General features: G+C 72.5%; 10 protein-coding genes and 1 riboswitch. All 10 genes read right to left on the bottom strand.

The genetic code is table 11. The annotated features are described in order from the left end of the window. Positions 1-26: 26 nt before the first annotated feature. The 10 genes from cobI to AB0E91_RS27040 all read right to left on the bottom strand — a co-directional run bounded on the left by cobI (position 27) and on the right by AB0E91_RS27040 (position 13,748). Positions 27-758: a precorrin-2 C(20)-methyltransferase gene (gene cobI / locus AB0E91_RS27085; protein WP_361787136.1), complete on the bottom strand. Its 732-nt coding sequence runs from the start codon at positions 756-758 to the stop codon at positions 27-29. Continuing rightward, on the bottom strand, positions 755-2,206 hold the full coding sequence (locus AB0E91_RS27080; protein ID WP_361787133.1) for a cobyrinate a,c-diamide synthase: 1,452 nt from the start codon (positions 2,204-2,206) through the stop codon (positions 755-757). Before AB0E91_RS27080 ends, cobI begins: the two co-directional genes overlap by 4 nt. Next, positions 2,200-2,799 carry a cob(I)yrinic acid a,c-diamide adenosyltransferase gene (gene cobO / locus AB0E91_RS27075; protein WP_161178269.1) on the bottom strand — a complete coding sequence of 200 codons (600 nt, stop codon included), beginning with the start codon at positions 2,797-2,799 and terminating at the stop codon, positions 2,200-2,202. The genes AB0E91_RS27080 and cobO overlap by 7 nt, the downstream gene beginning before the upstream one ends. Continuing rightward, positions 2,799-4,790, bottom strand: coding sequence for a putative cobaltochelatase (locus tag AB0E91_RS27070; RefSeq protein ID WP_361787130.1), 1,992 nt, complete (start codon positions 4,788-4,790; stop codon positions 2,799-2,801). The genes cobO and AB0E91_RS27070 overlap by 1 nt, the downstream gene beginning before the upstream one ends. Further along, positions 4,787-8,434, bottom strand: a complete 3,648-nt coding sequence (gene cobN, locus AB0E91_RS27065) for a cobaltochelatase subunit CobN (protein ID WP_361787126.1) — start codon at positions 8,432-8,434, stop codon at positions 4,787-4,789. The genes AB0E91_RS27070 and cobN overlap by 4 nt, the downstream gene beginning before the upstream one ends. Then, positions 8,431-9,939: a cobyric acid synthase gene (locus tag AB0E91_RS27060; RefSeq protein WP_361787123.1), complete on the bottom strand. Its 1,509-nt coding sequence runs from the start codon at positions 9,937-9,939 to the stop codon at positions 8,431-8,433. The genes cobN and AB0E91_RS27060 overlap by 4 nt, the downstream gene beginning before the upstream one ends. Beyond that, positions 9,936-10,877, bottom strand: a complete 942-nt coding sequence (locus AB0E91_RS27055; protein WP_361787120.1) for a cobalamin biosynthesis protein — start codon at positions 10,875-10,877, stop codon at positions 9,936-9,938. Before AB0E91_RS27055 ends, AB0E91_RS27060 begins: the two co-directional genes overlap by 4 nt. 97 nt (positions 10,878-10,974) lie before the next feature. Next, positions 10,975-11,094, bottom strand: a riboswitch (cobalamin riboswitch). A gap of 190 nt (positions 11,095-11,284) precedes the next feature. Further along, positions 11,285-11,512, bottom strand: a complete 228-nt coding sequence (locus AB0E91_RS27050; RefSeq protein WP_361787117.1) for a hypothetical protein — start codon at positions 11,510-11,512, stop codon at positions 11,285-11,287. Positions 11,513-11,536: 24 nt separating this feature from the next. Continuing rightward, on the bottom strand, positions 11,537-12,814 hold the full coding sequence (locus tag AB0E91_RS27045; RefSeq protein WP_361787114.1) for an inorganic phosphate transporter: 1,278 nt from the start codon (positions 12,812-12,814) through the stop codon (positions 11,537-11,539). Positions 12,815-12,968: 154 nt separating this feature from the next. Beyond that, positions 12,969-13,748, bottom strand: a complete 780-nt coding sequence (locus AB0E91_RS27040) for a GH25 family lysozyme (protein WP_361787111.1) — start codon at positions 13,746-13,748, stop codon at positions 12,969-12,971. Between the last annotated feature and the right edge of the window lie 24 nt (positions 13,749-13,772).

Genomic DNA, 13,772 nt, shown 5'->3' with positions numbered 1-13,772 from the left:
GCCCGCGGCCCCCGCGCGCGGCCCCCTCACAGCTTCCCGCCCCGGCCGCCGTCCCGTCGCGGCGGCGCGATCAGCGTCGACAGGTACGGCAGCGTGGCGCCGTCCAGCTCGGCGGCCGGGCGAATCGACTCCTCCGGGAGACCGAGGGCGGACCCCCAGACCGCGTCGTCGAGACGGCCGGACTCACGCAGCGCCTCGGCGACCTCGCCGGCCCGGCGGCCGAACTTGTACGCCACCACCGTGCCGGGACCGGCCAGCGCCTCCTTCAGCGCGGACTCGCCCGCCGTCACCGGCACGAGGGTCAGCGGCTCGGTGCCCTCCGTCAGCACGGCGCCCGACCGCGCCGCCAGATCCTGCATGGCGGTGATCCCCGGCACCGTCTCCACCACGACCCCGGGCACCAGCCCCGCGACGGTCTGCGCGAGGTACGTGAACGTCGAGTACACGTTGGGGTCACCGATGGTGGCGAACGCGACGCAGCCGTACTCCTCCAGGAGCCCCGCGACCCGCGCCCCCGCCGCGTCCCACGCGGCCTCCCGGCGCGCCCGGTCGGTCCGCTCGTTCAGCGCGAACACCACCCGGACCACCTTCGCGGCGTCCACGTAGTGCAGCACCGTCGCCTCGGCGCGCCCCCGCTCCCCGGAGTCCATCACCGGTACGACGACCACATCGGCGGCCCGCAGCGCGTTGACCCCCTTCACCGTCACCAGTTCCGGATCGCCAGGACCCACCCCGACCCCGATCAACCTGCTGCTCATGACGTACGGCACCTCTCCGTGAACCGACGGGCCACCGACGGCTCGGCCGCCCAGTGGGTGTGCAGATAACTCGCGTGCACGCCGTGCTGTACGAAGCCCTCCACCCGCCGGGCAGGCGAGAGCACCCCCCAGGCGGGAGCCGCACCGGCACCGGGCTCCACGACGGTCCGGTGGAACTCGTGCCCCCGCATCCGGGTACCGGCCGCCGCCAGCACGCTGTCGCCGACCGCCACCGCGTCCCGGTACCCCAACGTCAACCGCTCGCTCATCCGCGCGGACGCGTCCAGCACCCCGCACATCGGCGCACCGTCCAACTCCCGGCACAGGTACAGCAGTCCGGCACACTCGGCGGCTATGGGCGCCCCGCTCCCCGCGAGCTCCGCGACGGCCTTCCGCAGCCTGTCGTTGGCCGACAACTCGGCCGCGTACACCTCGGGGAACCCACCCCCGATGACCAACCCGGCACATCCGTCGGGCAGTTCCTCGTCCCGCAGGGGGTCGAAGGTGACGACCTCGGCCCCGGCGGCGGCCAGCAACTCGGTGTGCTCGGCGTAGGAGAAGGTGAAGGCGGGCCCACCGGCTACGGCGATACGGGGCCGAGTCTTCGCAGTGGGCCGATCCGAACGGGTCGTGCACTTCTCGGCGGACGGATCCGGACCGGACGTTGCCTTTTCAGCCGACCGAGACGGGTGGTCGTGGGTGGGCGAGTCTGTGACCTCAGCCGCACACCAAGCCGCACCCGACACCGCACCCGCACCCCGAGCCAGCGCCAGCAGCGCATCGAGGTCGCACCCCTCGGAGACCACCGCCCCCATCGCCGCCACAGCCTCCACTGCAGCAGCCCGCCGCTCGGCGACAGGCACCAACCCCAGATGCCGAGAAGGCGTCTCCAGTCCAACCGAGCGCCGCAACACCCCCAACACCGGAACCCCCACCGACTCCAGCGCCTCCCGGAGCAACTCCTCATGCCGGTCCGAACCGACCTTGTTGAGGATCACGCCCCCGATCCGCACCCCCGTGTCCCAGGAAGCGAACCCATGCACCAGCGCGGCAACCGACCGGGACTGCGAGGACGCATCGACCACCAACACCACCGGCGCCCGCAGCAACTTCGCCACCTGCGCCGTAGACGCAAGCTCCCCCTGCCCGGCCGCCCCGTCGAAGAGCCCCATCACCCCCTCGACAACGGCGAGATCACACCCCCGAGCCCCATGCAGAAACAGCGGAGCCACCAACTCCGCCCCACACAGATACGCGTCGAGGTTCCGCCCCACCCGCCCGGTGGCCAGCGCGTGATACCCGGGATCGATGTAGTCCGGCCCCACCTTGTGCGGAGACACCGCGAGCCCGCGCGCGGCGAACGCGGCCATCAGCCCCGTGGCGACCGTCGTCTTCCCGCTGCCCGACGAAGGCGCCGCGATGACCAGCCGGGGTACGGACGTCACCACTCGATGCCCCTCTGCCCCTTCTGCCCCGCGTCCATCGGGTGCTTGACCTTGGACATGTCGGTCACCAGATCCGCGAACTCCACCAGCGGAGCAGGCGCGTTACGACCGGTGATCACCACATGCTGGTTGCCCGGCCGGCCCCGCAGCACCTCGACGACCTCCTCCGTGTCCACCCACCCCCAGTGCATCGGGTACGCGAACTCGTCCAGCACGTACAGCCGGTACGTCTCGGCGGCCAGATCCCGCTTGACCTGCGCCCACCCCTCCCGCGCCTTCTCCTCGTTGTCGAGTTGCGCGTCTCGCTGCACCCAGGACCAGCCCTCGCCCATCTTGTGCCAGTCGACCGACCCGCCCTGTCCGGAAGCCCCCAGCACCCGCAGCGCGTTCTCCTCGCCGACCTTCCACTTCGCCGACTTGACGAACTGGAACACCCCGATCGGCCACCCCTGATTCCAGGCCCGCAACGCCAGCCCGAAAGCGGCCGTCGACTTACCCTTCCCGATCCCGGTGTGCACGACGACCAACGGCCGGTTGCGTCGCTGACGCGTCGTCAATCCGTCGTCCGGTACGACACTCGGCTGTCCCTGCGGCACTACGCGGCCCTCCTCGACGTACCCCGTACATCCCTCACGAGCCCGGCGATGGAATCCGCCCGCAACTCGTCCAACGTCACCGCCGTGCCGCCCAGTTCACCCGCGAGCCGCCCTGCGAGTCCGAGCCGCACGGGCCCCGACTCGCAGTCCACGACCACCGAAGCGACCCCCTCGGCCGCGAACAGCCGCGCCGCCCGCCCGGCCAGGGCGACCGGCTCCGGACCACCGGTCGCTCGCCCGTCCGTCACCACCACGACCAGCGCCCGCCGTGCCGGATCACGCAACCGCTCCACCCGCAACACCTCGTGCGCCCGCAGCAGCCCGGCCGCCAGCGGCGTACGCCCACCGGTGGGCAGCGACTCCAGTCGCGCGGCGGCGGCATCGACGGACGAGGTGGGCGGCAGCGCCACATCCGCGGTGGAACCCCGGAAGGTCACGAGCCCCACCTTGTCCCGCCGCTGATACGCGTCCAGCAGCAACGACAGCACGGCACCCTTCACCGCACTCATCCGCTGCCGGGCCGCCATCGACCCCGAGGCGTCCACGACGAACAGCACGAGATTCGACTCCCGCCCCTCCCGCACCGCCTGCCGCAGGTCGTCCCGCCGCAGCACGAGTCCGGCCCCGGAGCGCCCCCGCGCCCGCTGATGCGGCGCCGCCGCCTGCACGGTCGCCGCCAAGTGCAGCTTGGTCAGGGCGCCTTGAGGCCGTCGGGCCCCCGTAGTCCGCCCCTGCGCGGTCCGCGCCCGCGAACGCCGCCCGGCCGCGCCCTCACCGATCCCGGGCACGTTCAACGCCTTGGTGCGGAACGGCTCGGCGGCCCGTACGGGAGCCTGCTCACCCGCCCCGGCACCGGCGCCCTCCGACTCCCCGCCCTCGGAAGCGGCGGCACCCCCGTCACCGTCCTGCGGCCCCGCGTCAGGAGACGGCTGACCGCCACCACCGGGACCGTCGGGGTCGGGATCGTCGTCCCCGGAAGACTCCGAGGACTCCTCCAGGGTCTGGTCGAGCTTGTCTTCGTCAAGTCCGGGCGCGTCGAAGGGGTTTCGCCGCCGTCGGTGGGGCAGTGCCAAGAGCGCGGCCTGCCGCACGTCCTCCGCGAGTACGTCGGTTCGCCCCGCCCAAGCGGCCAGCGCTGTCGCCGTGCGAGCCATCACGATGTCGGCCCGCATCCCGTCCACCTCGAAGGCCGCGCATGTCGCCGCGATCTGCCGCAACGCCCCGTCCCCGAGCCGCACCCTGGGCAACAACTCCCGGGCCGCCACGATCCGTTGTCGTACGGCGAACTCCTCGCCGGCCCACCGCGCGGCGAACCCGGCGGGATCGTCGTCGTACGCCAGCCTGCGCCGCACGACCTCCACCCGCTGGTCCGTCTCCCGCGAGGCCGCGACCTCCACGGTCAGCCCGAACCGGTCGAGCAACTGCGGCCGCAGTTCCCCCTCTTCAGGGTTCATGGTCCCCACGAGCAGGAACCGCGCCGCGTGCCGAACGGAGACGCCCTCGCGCTCGACGTACGAGGCACCCATGGCGGCCGCGTCCAACAGCAGGTCCACCAGGTGGTCGTGGAGCAGGTTGACCTCGTCCACGTAGAGGATGCCCCGGTGCGCGGCGGCGAGCAGCCCCGGCTCGAACGCCTTCACGCCCTCCGCGAGCGCCCGCTCGATGTCCAGCGCACCGACGAGCCGGTCCTCGGAGGCGCCGACGGGCAGCTCGACCATCCGCGCGGGCCGCGCGGCGGCCGACCCCGGGGTGTGCGGGCCGTCCGGGCAAGAAGGGTCGGGGGATGCGGGGTCACAGGAGAAACGGCACCCGGGGACCACGTTCACCTCCGGCAGCAGCGCCGAAAGGGCGCGTACGGCCGTGGACTTGGCGGTTCCCTTCTCGCCGCGCACGAGGACGCCACCGATTTTCGGCGCCACCGCGTTGAGTAGAAGGGCCAGTTGCAGGTCCTCCTGCCCGACCACGGCGGTGAACGGGAATTGCGTGCTCACTCGTCTCCCTCCAGTTCCCCTTCGAGTTCCAGGTACGTGGTCCGCAGCCGCTCCAGCGTGTCCTGGTCAGGCTCCGCCCACAGCCCCCGGTCCGCCGCCTCCAACAGGCGCTCGGTAATGCCCCGCAGGGCCCAGGGGTTGGACTTCTTCATGAAGTCCTGGTTCTCCGGCGAGAAGACGTACTCGGCGCTGAGCTTCTCGTACATCCAGTCGTCCACCACGCCCGCCGTGGCGTCGTACCCGAACAGGTAGTCCACGGTCGCCGCCATCTCGAAGGCGCCCTTGTACCCGTGCCTCCGCATGGCCGCCATCCAGCGGGGATTGACCACGCGCGCCCGGAAGACCCGGTGCGTCTCCTCGCCCAGCGTCCGGGTCTTCACCTGATCCGGCACCGCCGAATCACCCACGTACGCCTCGGGGTTGTCGCCCGTCAGGTGCCGCACCATGGCGACCATGCCGCCGTGGTACTGGAAGTAGTCGTCCGCGTCGACCAAGTCATGCTCTCTGGTATCGACGTTCTTCGCCGCCACCGCGATCCGCCGGAACGCCGTCTCCATGTCCCCACGTGCCGCCCGCCCGTCGAGCCCGCGCCCGTACGCGTAGCCGCCCCACACGGCATACACCTCGGCCAGATCCGCGTCCGACCGCCAGTTCCGCGCGTCGATCAGCGGCAGCAGACCCGCGCCATAAGCCCCCGGCTTGGAGCCAAAGATGCGCGCCGTCGCACGCCGCCGATCCCCATGTTCGGCCGCGTCCTCGTCCACGTGCGCCCGCACGTAGTTGGACTCCGCCGGCTCCTCCAGCTCGGCCACCGCCCGCACCGCGTCGTCGATCAGACCCACCACGTGCGGAAACGCGTCGCGGAAGAAGCCGGAGATACGGACCGTGACGTCGATGCGAGGACGCCCCAGCTCCGAGAGCGGCACGATCTCGAAGCCGGTCACCCGGCGCGAGGCGTCGTCCCACACCGGGCGGCAGCCGAGCAGGGCGAGGATCTCGGCGATGTCGTCGCCCTGGGTGCGCATGGCGGAGGTGCCCCAGACCGTGAGGCCGACCGACTGCGGGTAGCCGCCGGTGTCGGTGAGATACCGCTGCACCAGTGAGTCCGCCAGCGACTGGCCGACCTCCCAACTCAGCCGGGAGGGAATCGCCTTGGGGTCGACGGAGTAGAAGTTCCGGCCCGTCGGAAGGACGTTGACCAGGCCGCGCGTCGGGGAACCCGAAGGGCCCGCCGGGACGTAACCCCCGTCCAGCGCACGCAGAATGTGCCCGATCTCGTCACTCGTGCGCGCGAGCCGGGGCACTACCTCCGTGCAGGCGAACTCCAACACCACCGCAGCCTCGGCAAGTTCAAAGCCGAGCACCTCGTCCAGCACGGCCGGTACGGCCGCTCCGTTCCAGCGCCGCGTCTCCATCCGCTCCGCGATCAGGCGGCACAACTGCTCCAGCAGGTCGATCGCGTCGGCACCGGTCCGCGCCGGGCCCTCGACCAGCGCGGTCAGCTCCACCGGCACCTTCACCGCAGCGCCCGGCTCGGCCAGCAACTCCTTCTCCACCAGCCCGAAATGGGCCGCCAGTGAGGCCCGCAGGCCGGGCAGGGCGTTCGCCTGGCCGCCCCAGACCTGGGAGGCGCGCAACACGGCCAGCACCAGGTTCACGCGCGGCTCACCGAGAGGGCCGCCGCCGAGGATGTGGAGGCCGTCGCGGATCTGTACGTCCTTGATCTCGCACAGATAGCCGTCGATGTGCATCACGAACGCGTCGAAATCGCCGTCCTCCGGCTGCTCGTCCACGTGCAGGTCGTGGTGCAGCTCGGCCGCCTTGACCAGGGTCCAGATCTGGGCGCGGACGGCGGGCGCCTTCGTCGGGTCCAGGTCGGACACGAGGGCGTACTCGTCGAGGAGTTGCTCCAGCTTGGCGAGGTCGCCGTAGGTGTCCGCGCGGGCCATCGGCGGGACCAGATGGTCGACCACCGTGGCGTGCCCGCGCCGCTTGGCCTGGGTGCCCTCGCCGGGGTCGTTGACGATGAACGGGTAGACCAGCGGGAGTTCACCGAGCACCGCGTCCGGGGCGCAGCCGCCCGACAGCCCAAGTCCCTTGCCCGGCAGCCATTCCAGCGTGCCGTGCTTGCCCATGTGGACGACGGCGTCCGCGCCGAAGCTGTTCTCCAGCCAGCGGTAGGCGGCCAGGTAGTGGTGGGAGGGCGGCATGTCGGGGTCGTGGTAGATCGCGATCGGGTTCTCCCCGAAGCCGCGCGGCGGCTGGATCATCACGACGACGTTCCCGAACCGGAGCGAGGCGAGCACGATGTCGTCGCCGTCCACGTACAGGTTCCCCGGCGGCTCGCCCCACGCCTCCACCATGGCCTCGCGCAGCGACGGGTCGAGCGTGGCGAACCACGTCCGGTAGTCCGCGAGCGGCACCCGCGCGGGCGCGGCCGCGAGCTGGTCCTCGGTCAGCCACTCCACGTCGTGGCCGCCCGCCTCGATGAGCCGGTGAATCAACTCGTCGCCCCCGGAGGGGTATCCGCTCACCCCGTACCCGGCGTCCCGCAGCGCGTCCAGGACGCGTACCGCCGAGGCGGGGGTGTCGAGGCCGACCGCGTTGCCGACGCGGGAGTGCTTGGTCGGGTAGGCGGTGAAGACGAGCGCGACCCGCTTCTCGGCGTTCGGCTTGTGCCGAAGGGCCGCGTGGCGTACGGCGATTCCGGCGACCCGTGCGGCCCGCTCGGGGTCGGCGACGTAGACCGGGACCTCGTCGGGGCCCTGCTCCTTGAAGGAGAACGGCACGGTGATCAGACGGCCGTCGAACTCCGGGATGGCGACCTGCATCGCCGCGTCCATGGGGGAGAGGGCCGCGTCCGAGGCGTCCCACGCGGCGCGCGAGGAGGTGAGGCAAAGTCCTTGCAGCACCGGGATGTCGAGGTCGGCGAGCGCGCCGATGTCCCACGACTCGTCGCCGCCCGCCGAAGCCTGAGAGGCGTGCGTCCCTCCGGCGGCGAGCACCGTGGCGATCAGGGCGTCGGCCCGGCCCAGCAGTTCGTACAGCGCCCGGTCCGCGCCGCGCAGTGAACCGCAGTACACCGGAAGGGCGTTGGCGCCGCGTGCCTTGATCGCCTCGCACAGGGTGTCCACGAAGCCGGTGTTGCCGCTGAGTTCGTGGGCGCGGTAGAAGAGCACGCCCACCGTCGGGCGGCCGTCTCGCAGCGCATACGAGCCGTGCACCCCGAACTCCGGCATCGAGCGCGGGAGTTCGAAGCCTTCGCCGGTCAGCAGCACGGTGTCCGAGAGGAACCGGGACAGCTCAAGCAGGTTCTCCGGGCCGCCCTCGACCAAGTAGCGCAGCGCCTCCGCCACGACTCCGGCCGGGACCGACGACTCGGCCATCAGCTCGGCGTCCGGCACGCTCTCGCCGCCAAGGAGCACGGTCGGCACCCCGGCCGCCTTCAGCGCGGCGAGCCCGTCCTCCCAGGCGCGCTTGCCGCCGAGGAGCCGTACGACCGCGAGGTCGGCGCCCTCCAGGAGCCCCGGCAGCTCGCCGGTGACGTCCACGCGGACGGGGTTGCCGATCCGGTAGTCGGCACCGCTGGCGCGGGCGGCCAGCAGATCGGTGTCGGCGGTCGACAACAACAACACTGTGCTCATGCGGGCGCTCCCGGGGGGATGAAGGGCAGTCCTCGTGGCGCGCCGGACTCGATGAGCCGCCAGAGCGCGTCCGTGTCCGCGTGCTGTTCGATGAGGTCGCCGAGCCGGTCGAGCTGCTCCTCGCGCAGCGCGGCGAACGAGGTGTCGGGGGCCGGGACGAAGCGGCGCCCGGTAGCGGCGGCGACCTCACGCAGGAAGGCGCGCCGGAAGCCGTCCGACTCCAGTGAGCCGTGCCAGTGGGTGCCCCAGACCTGGCCGACCCGGCAGCCGTCCAGGAAGGCTTCTCCGCCCAGGACTTGAGCGACGCCGTGATGGATCTCGTACCCCTCGACCGGTTCGCCGAGGGCCTCGCCGGTCGGCCGGGTGAGGGTCTTCTCGCGGGCGAACCGCACCCGCACCGGCAGCAGGCCGAGCCCCTCGACCGTCCCGGCGCGCGACTCCACCTCGTCCTCGATGCGCTCGCCGAGGAGCTGGAAGCCGCCGCAGATGCCCAGGACCGGGCGGCCCTCGGCCGCCCTGCGGGCCAGCGCGTCCGCGAGGCCGCGCTCGCGCAGCCAGGCCAGCGCCCGTACGGTCCCGCGCGTGCCGGGCACCACCACCAGGTCGGCGTCGGCCAGTTCCTCCGGGCGGTCCACGAACCGCACGATCACACCGGGTTCGGCGGCCAGCGCGTCCACGTCGGTGAAGTTGGACATCAGCGGCACCGCGCACACCGCGACCCGCAGCACGTCCTCGCCGACCGGCGGGGCGACCGTGGACTCGCGGACGGTGCCGCGCAGGGAGACGCGGAGTCCGTCCTCCTCGTCGATGCCGAGCCCGTGCTGGAAGGGCAGCACGCCGTAGGTGTCGCGTCCCGTCAGGCCGCGCAGCATGTCCAACCCCGGTTCCAGCAGCGAGACATCGCCCCGGAACTTGTTCACCAGGAACCCGGCGACCAGCTCCTGGTCCTCGGGGGAGAGGAGGGCGAGTGTGCCGTAGAAGGAGGCGAAGACGCCGCCGCGGTCGATGTCGCCGACGACGAGGACGGGCAGCCGCGCGCCGCGCGCGATCCCCATGTTCACGATGTCGGTGCGCCGCAGATTGATCTCGGCGGGCGAACCGGCCCCCTCACAGATCACCGCGTCATACGTGCCCCGCAACTCGGCAAGACAGTCCAACACCGTTCCGAGCAGCCGCTGTTGGCGTCCGCCGTGATAGCCGCGCGCGCTCATCTCGCCCACCGGCTTTCCCAGCAGCACCACTTGGCTGCTCTGTTCGCCACCGGGCTTGAGCAGCACGGGATTCATCAGCGCGGTCGGCTCGACGCGGCACGCCTGGGCCTGCATCGCCTGCGCGCGTCCGATCTCGGCGCCCTCGCGGGTGACGAAGGAGTTGAGGGACATGTTCTGCGCCTTGAAGGGCGCCACCTTCACGCCCTGACGGACCAGCCAGCGGCAGATCCCGGCCGTCACGACGCTCTTGCCCGCGTCGGAGGTCGTACCCGCGACGAGGAGACCACCGTTCACCTTCCGCGTCCCTTCAGGATCAGGCTCGCCCCGGCCGTGACGCCGAGTGCGAGCAGACCGACGCGGCGGGAGAGCCGTACCGCCCGGTCGATGTCGGCGACCCGGACCGGGCGCCCGGAGCCGTTGAGCACGGGCCGGTGCTCGATCCGGCCGCCGTAGGACAGCGTGCCGCCGAGACGTACGCCGAGGGCGCCCGCGAACGACGCCTCCACCGGACCGGCGTTGGGGCTCGGGTGCCGGTGGGCGTCGGCGCGCCAGGCGCGGACGGCGCCGCGCGGGTCGGGTCCGGCCAGCGTCGCCAGCAGTGCGGTCAGGCGGGCGCCGGGCCAGCCCGCCACGTCGTCCAGGCGGGCGGCGGCCCAGCCGAAGCGGCGCAGCCGGGGCGACTTGTGGCCCACCATGGCGTCGAGCGTGTTGACGGCCCGGAAACCGAGCAGCCCGGGCACCCCGGCCGCGGCGCCCCACACCAGGGCGCCCACGACGGCGTCGGAGGTGTTCTCGGCGACCGACTCGACCACGGCGCGGGCGATCCCGTCGGCGTCCAGCGCCTGCGGGTCGCGGCCGCACAGGTGCGGAAGCCGGGCGCGGGCGGCGGTCAGGTCACCGTCGGCCAGGGCGCGGCCGACGGCGCGCGCCTCCCGGGCCAGCGAGGTGCCGCCGACGACGGCCCAGGTGGCGGCGGCGGTCAGCGCGAGCGACGCGGCGGGGGAGCGGCGTACGGCGCGTTCGGCCAGCGTGCCCGTCGCGACGGCGCCCCCGGCGCACACCAGCGTGTGCAGGGCGCCCCAGCCGCGGTGGTCGTGCCACAGCGCGCGCTCGACGGCCCCGGCGGCGCGTCCGAACGCGGCCACGGGGTGGCGGCGGCGGGGATCACCGAGGAGCAGGTCGCCCAGGAGGCCGGCGGCGGCGCCGTACGCGTAAGAGCGATCGGCACCCATCGGCTCAGCCGGCCGTGGGCGCGGGAGCGGTCCTTGGAGAGGTACTCAACGGGCAGCCGGGCATGGCGGTATGTCCTCACTCAGGGTGTCCACGCCCTGGTTCGACGAGACCGGCGGCAGGAGTTCCTGGCTCCCGGGGATCACTCCCCGGTGACAGTGGCGGGACCGCGCCGGATTCGCACCGGCTTCCTCTTCTGCCGCCGTACATGGCCTCGGAAGTCCACCACGGCCCCCGAAGGGCCGTCAACCTGCCCTTGACCTGCGGGGGGAGAGTGTGGGCGGGCCCACATCGAGGCCATATCAGGCGCGGGCGGGGCGTACGCCGGGGCTCGGCAAAGTGATGAGGCCCCTCCCGGCGGGTGCCGGAAGGGGCCTCACACACATGCTGCTCGGTCGGGGCTACTGGCTCAGGCCTTGGCCACGATCAGATAGAACCCGTACGTCACCGCCGCCGCGCACGCGGCGAAGCAGACGTACGCGCCGGTCACCGCGAGGGCGGCCGACTCGCCGCGCGCGGCGGCCTTCTCGCGGCGGGCGAGGCCGCCGACGCCCAGGGTGAACAGGACCACCAGGGCCACGCTCGCCACGAGGCTGACACCGAAGACGGAACCGATGGCCGCCCAGTCGATCTTCATGGGGTTGCTCCTTCGGTTTCCGGGTCAGGCCGCGGAGGCGGGCGGGGCGACGGGGGTCGCGGTGGCGGGTTCGACGACGGCCGGGGCCGGGATGGTGGCCGTCAGGCCCTCGGCGACGGTGCCCGCGGTGACGGTGCCCGCGGGGGGCGGGGTCACCGCGGCCATGGCGGTGGTGACCACACCGGCGGGCTCGTCGTGCGTGCCGACGGGGGAGACGTGGGTGTGGTCGATGACCTCGCGGCGGGAGATCTTCCAGATCGCGGCGCTCGCGGCGACCAGGAAGACGGCGACGGCGGCGGTGCCCCAGTCGCCCAGGTCGGTCACCGACTCGGCGCCCGCGCCGACCAGGGCGGCCGCCGGCAGGGTCAGCGCCCAGGCGACGAACATCCGGGTCGCGGTGGACCAGCGGACCACACCGCCCTTGCGGCCGAGGCCCGCACCCATCACCGCGCCGGAGACGACGTGGGTGGTGGACAGGGAGAAGCCGAGGTGCGACGAGGCCAGGATGGCGGTGGCGGCGCTGGTCTGGGCGGCGAAGCCCTGGCGCGGCTCCAGGTCGGTGAGGCCGGTGCCCATGGTGCGGATGATGCGCCAGCCGCCGATGTAGGTACCGGCCGCGATGGCCAGGCCCGCGGAGAGGACGACCCAGACCGGCGGGTTGGAGCCGGGGGCGATGGCACCGCCCGCGATCAGCGCGAGGGTGATGATGCCCATCGTCTTCTGCGCGTCGTTGGTGCCGTGGGCCAGGGAGACCAGTCCGGCCGAGGCGATCTGGCCGGTGCGGTAGCCCTTGCGGGTGGCCTCGCCGCCGGAGTTCGGGGAGACGCCGTACGACAGACGGGTGGCGAGCATGGTGGCGAGACCGGCCACCACGGGGGCGGCGACGGCCGGGAGCAGCACCTTTGTGACCAGCACGTCGCCGTGGACGGCGCCGAGGCCCGCCGACGCGACGGTGGCGCCGATCAGGCCGCCCATCAGGGCGTGCGAGGAACTGGAGGGCAGGCCGACCAGCCAAGTGAGGAGGTTCCAGAGGATCGCGCCGGTCAGCGCGGCGAAGATGACCTCGGGACGGATGCCGGTCTCGTCGACGAGACCCTTGGAGATCGTGTTGGCGACCTCCACCGAGAGAAAAGCGCCCACCAGGTTGAGGGCGGCCGACATGGCCACCGCGACCTTGGGCTTGAGTGCACCGGTCGAGATGGTCGTGGCCATCGCGTTGGCGGTGTCGTGGAAACCGTTCGTGAAATCGAACGCAAGTGCGGTTATCACCACAATCGCGAGGATCAGCGAGAAGCTTTCCATTTACCCAGGCAATCGTTCGAGCGTCATTGGCTGGATGAACGTAGGCAACCTGGGTGAACGGAAGGTGAACTCGGCCGGGCATCACGGTGTCGGAAGCGGGGGGCCGGATTCCGACCGGAATCAAGGATTCCGCACAGCCCGGGCGCCCCTTGGGTCACCAGCCGCGGGCGAAGGTCTTCAGGTGGTTCACGGAGCCGTTGAAGAGATCCTGGTCACCCGGCAGCCGGCCCTTGACGCCGTACTGCCAGAACGTCCAGTAACGCCAGCCTGCGGGGAGTTTTCCGGGGCCCGACGAGCCGTGTCCGGCGACCCACAGCGCGTGGCTCGCGGCGAAGGCGCGGCTGCGGCCCGTGCAGGCGTTCCACCAGTGGGCGGTGGTGTAGATGACCGGGCGGCGGCCCGTCAGGCGGCGGACCTCGTCGCTGAACGACCAGATCCAGCGGACCATCCGCTGGTGGCTCAGGCCGTAGCACTTGTGGTGCTTGTCGTACGGGTTGTACTCGATGTCGAGTGCGGGCGGCAGCGTGCGGCCGTCGGCGCGCCAGTCGCCGCCGTGCCGCACGAAGTACGCGGCCTGGCGGGCGCCGGAGGAGCGGTCGGGGCGGGCGAAGTGGTACGCGCCCCGGATCAGGCCCGCCCGGCGGGCGCCGTCGTACTGCCCGGCGAAGTACGGGTTGCGGTAGCCCGTCGACTCGGTCGCCTTGACGTACGCGAACCGGGCGCCCCTCGCGCGGGCGCGGTTGAAGTCCACGCGCTTCTGGTGCGAGGAGACGTCGTGGCCCCGGGGGAGCGCCGGGAGGGCGGCGCCGGGCGGTGCGGCGGCGGTGGTGGTGGTGTGGAGCGGTCCGGCGGCGGTGGGATGGGCGCCCGTCAGGGCGAGCGCCGCGGTGGCCGCCGCGAGGACTCCGGCGCGGCGGTGGGCAGAGAGGGCCATGCGTCTCCCCGGGTGGCGGTGAAA

Origin of the sequence: Streptomyces sp. NPDC026659, assembly GCF_040638245.1 — a bacterium.
In the GTDB taxonomy this organism is placed as follows: domain Bacteria; phylum Actinomycetota; class Actinomycetes; order Streptomycetales; family Streptomycetaceae; genus Streptomyces.
Note: the sequence above shows the minus strand (reverse complement) of the source record. Positions and strands in the feature narration are given on the sequence as shown.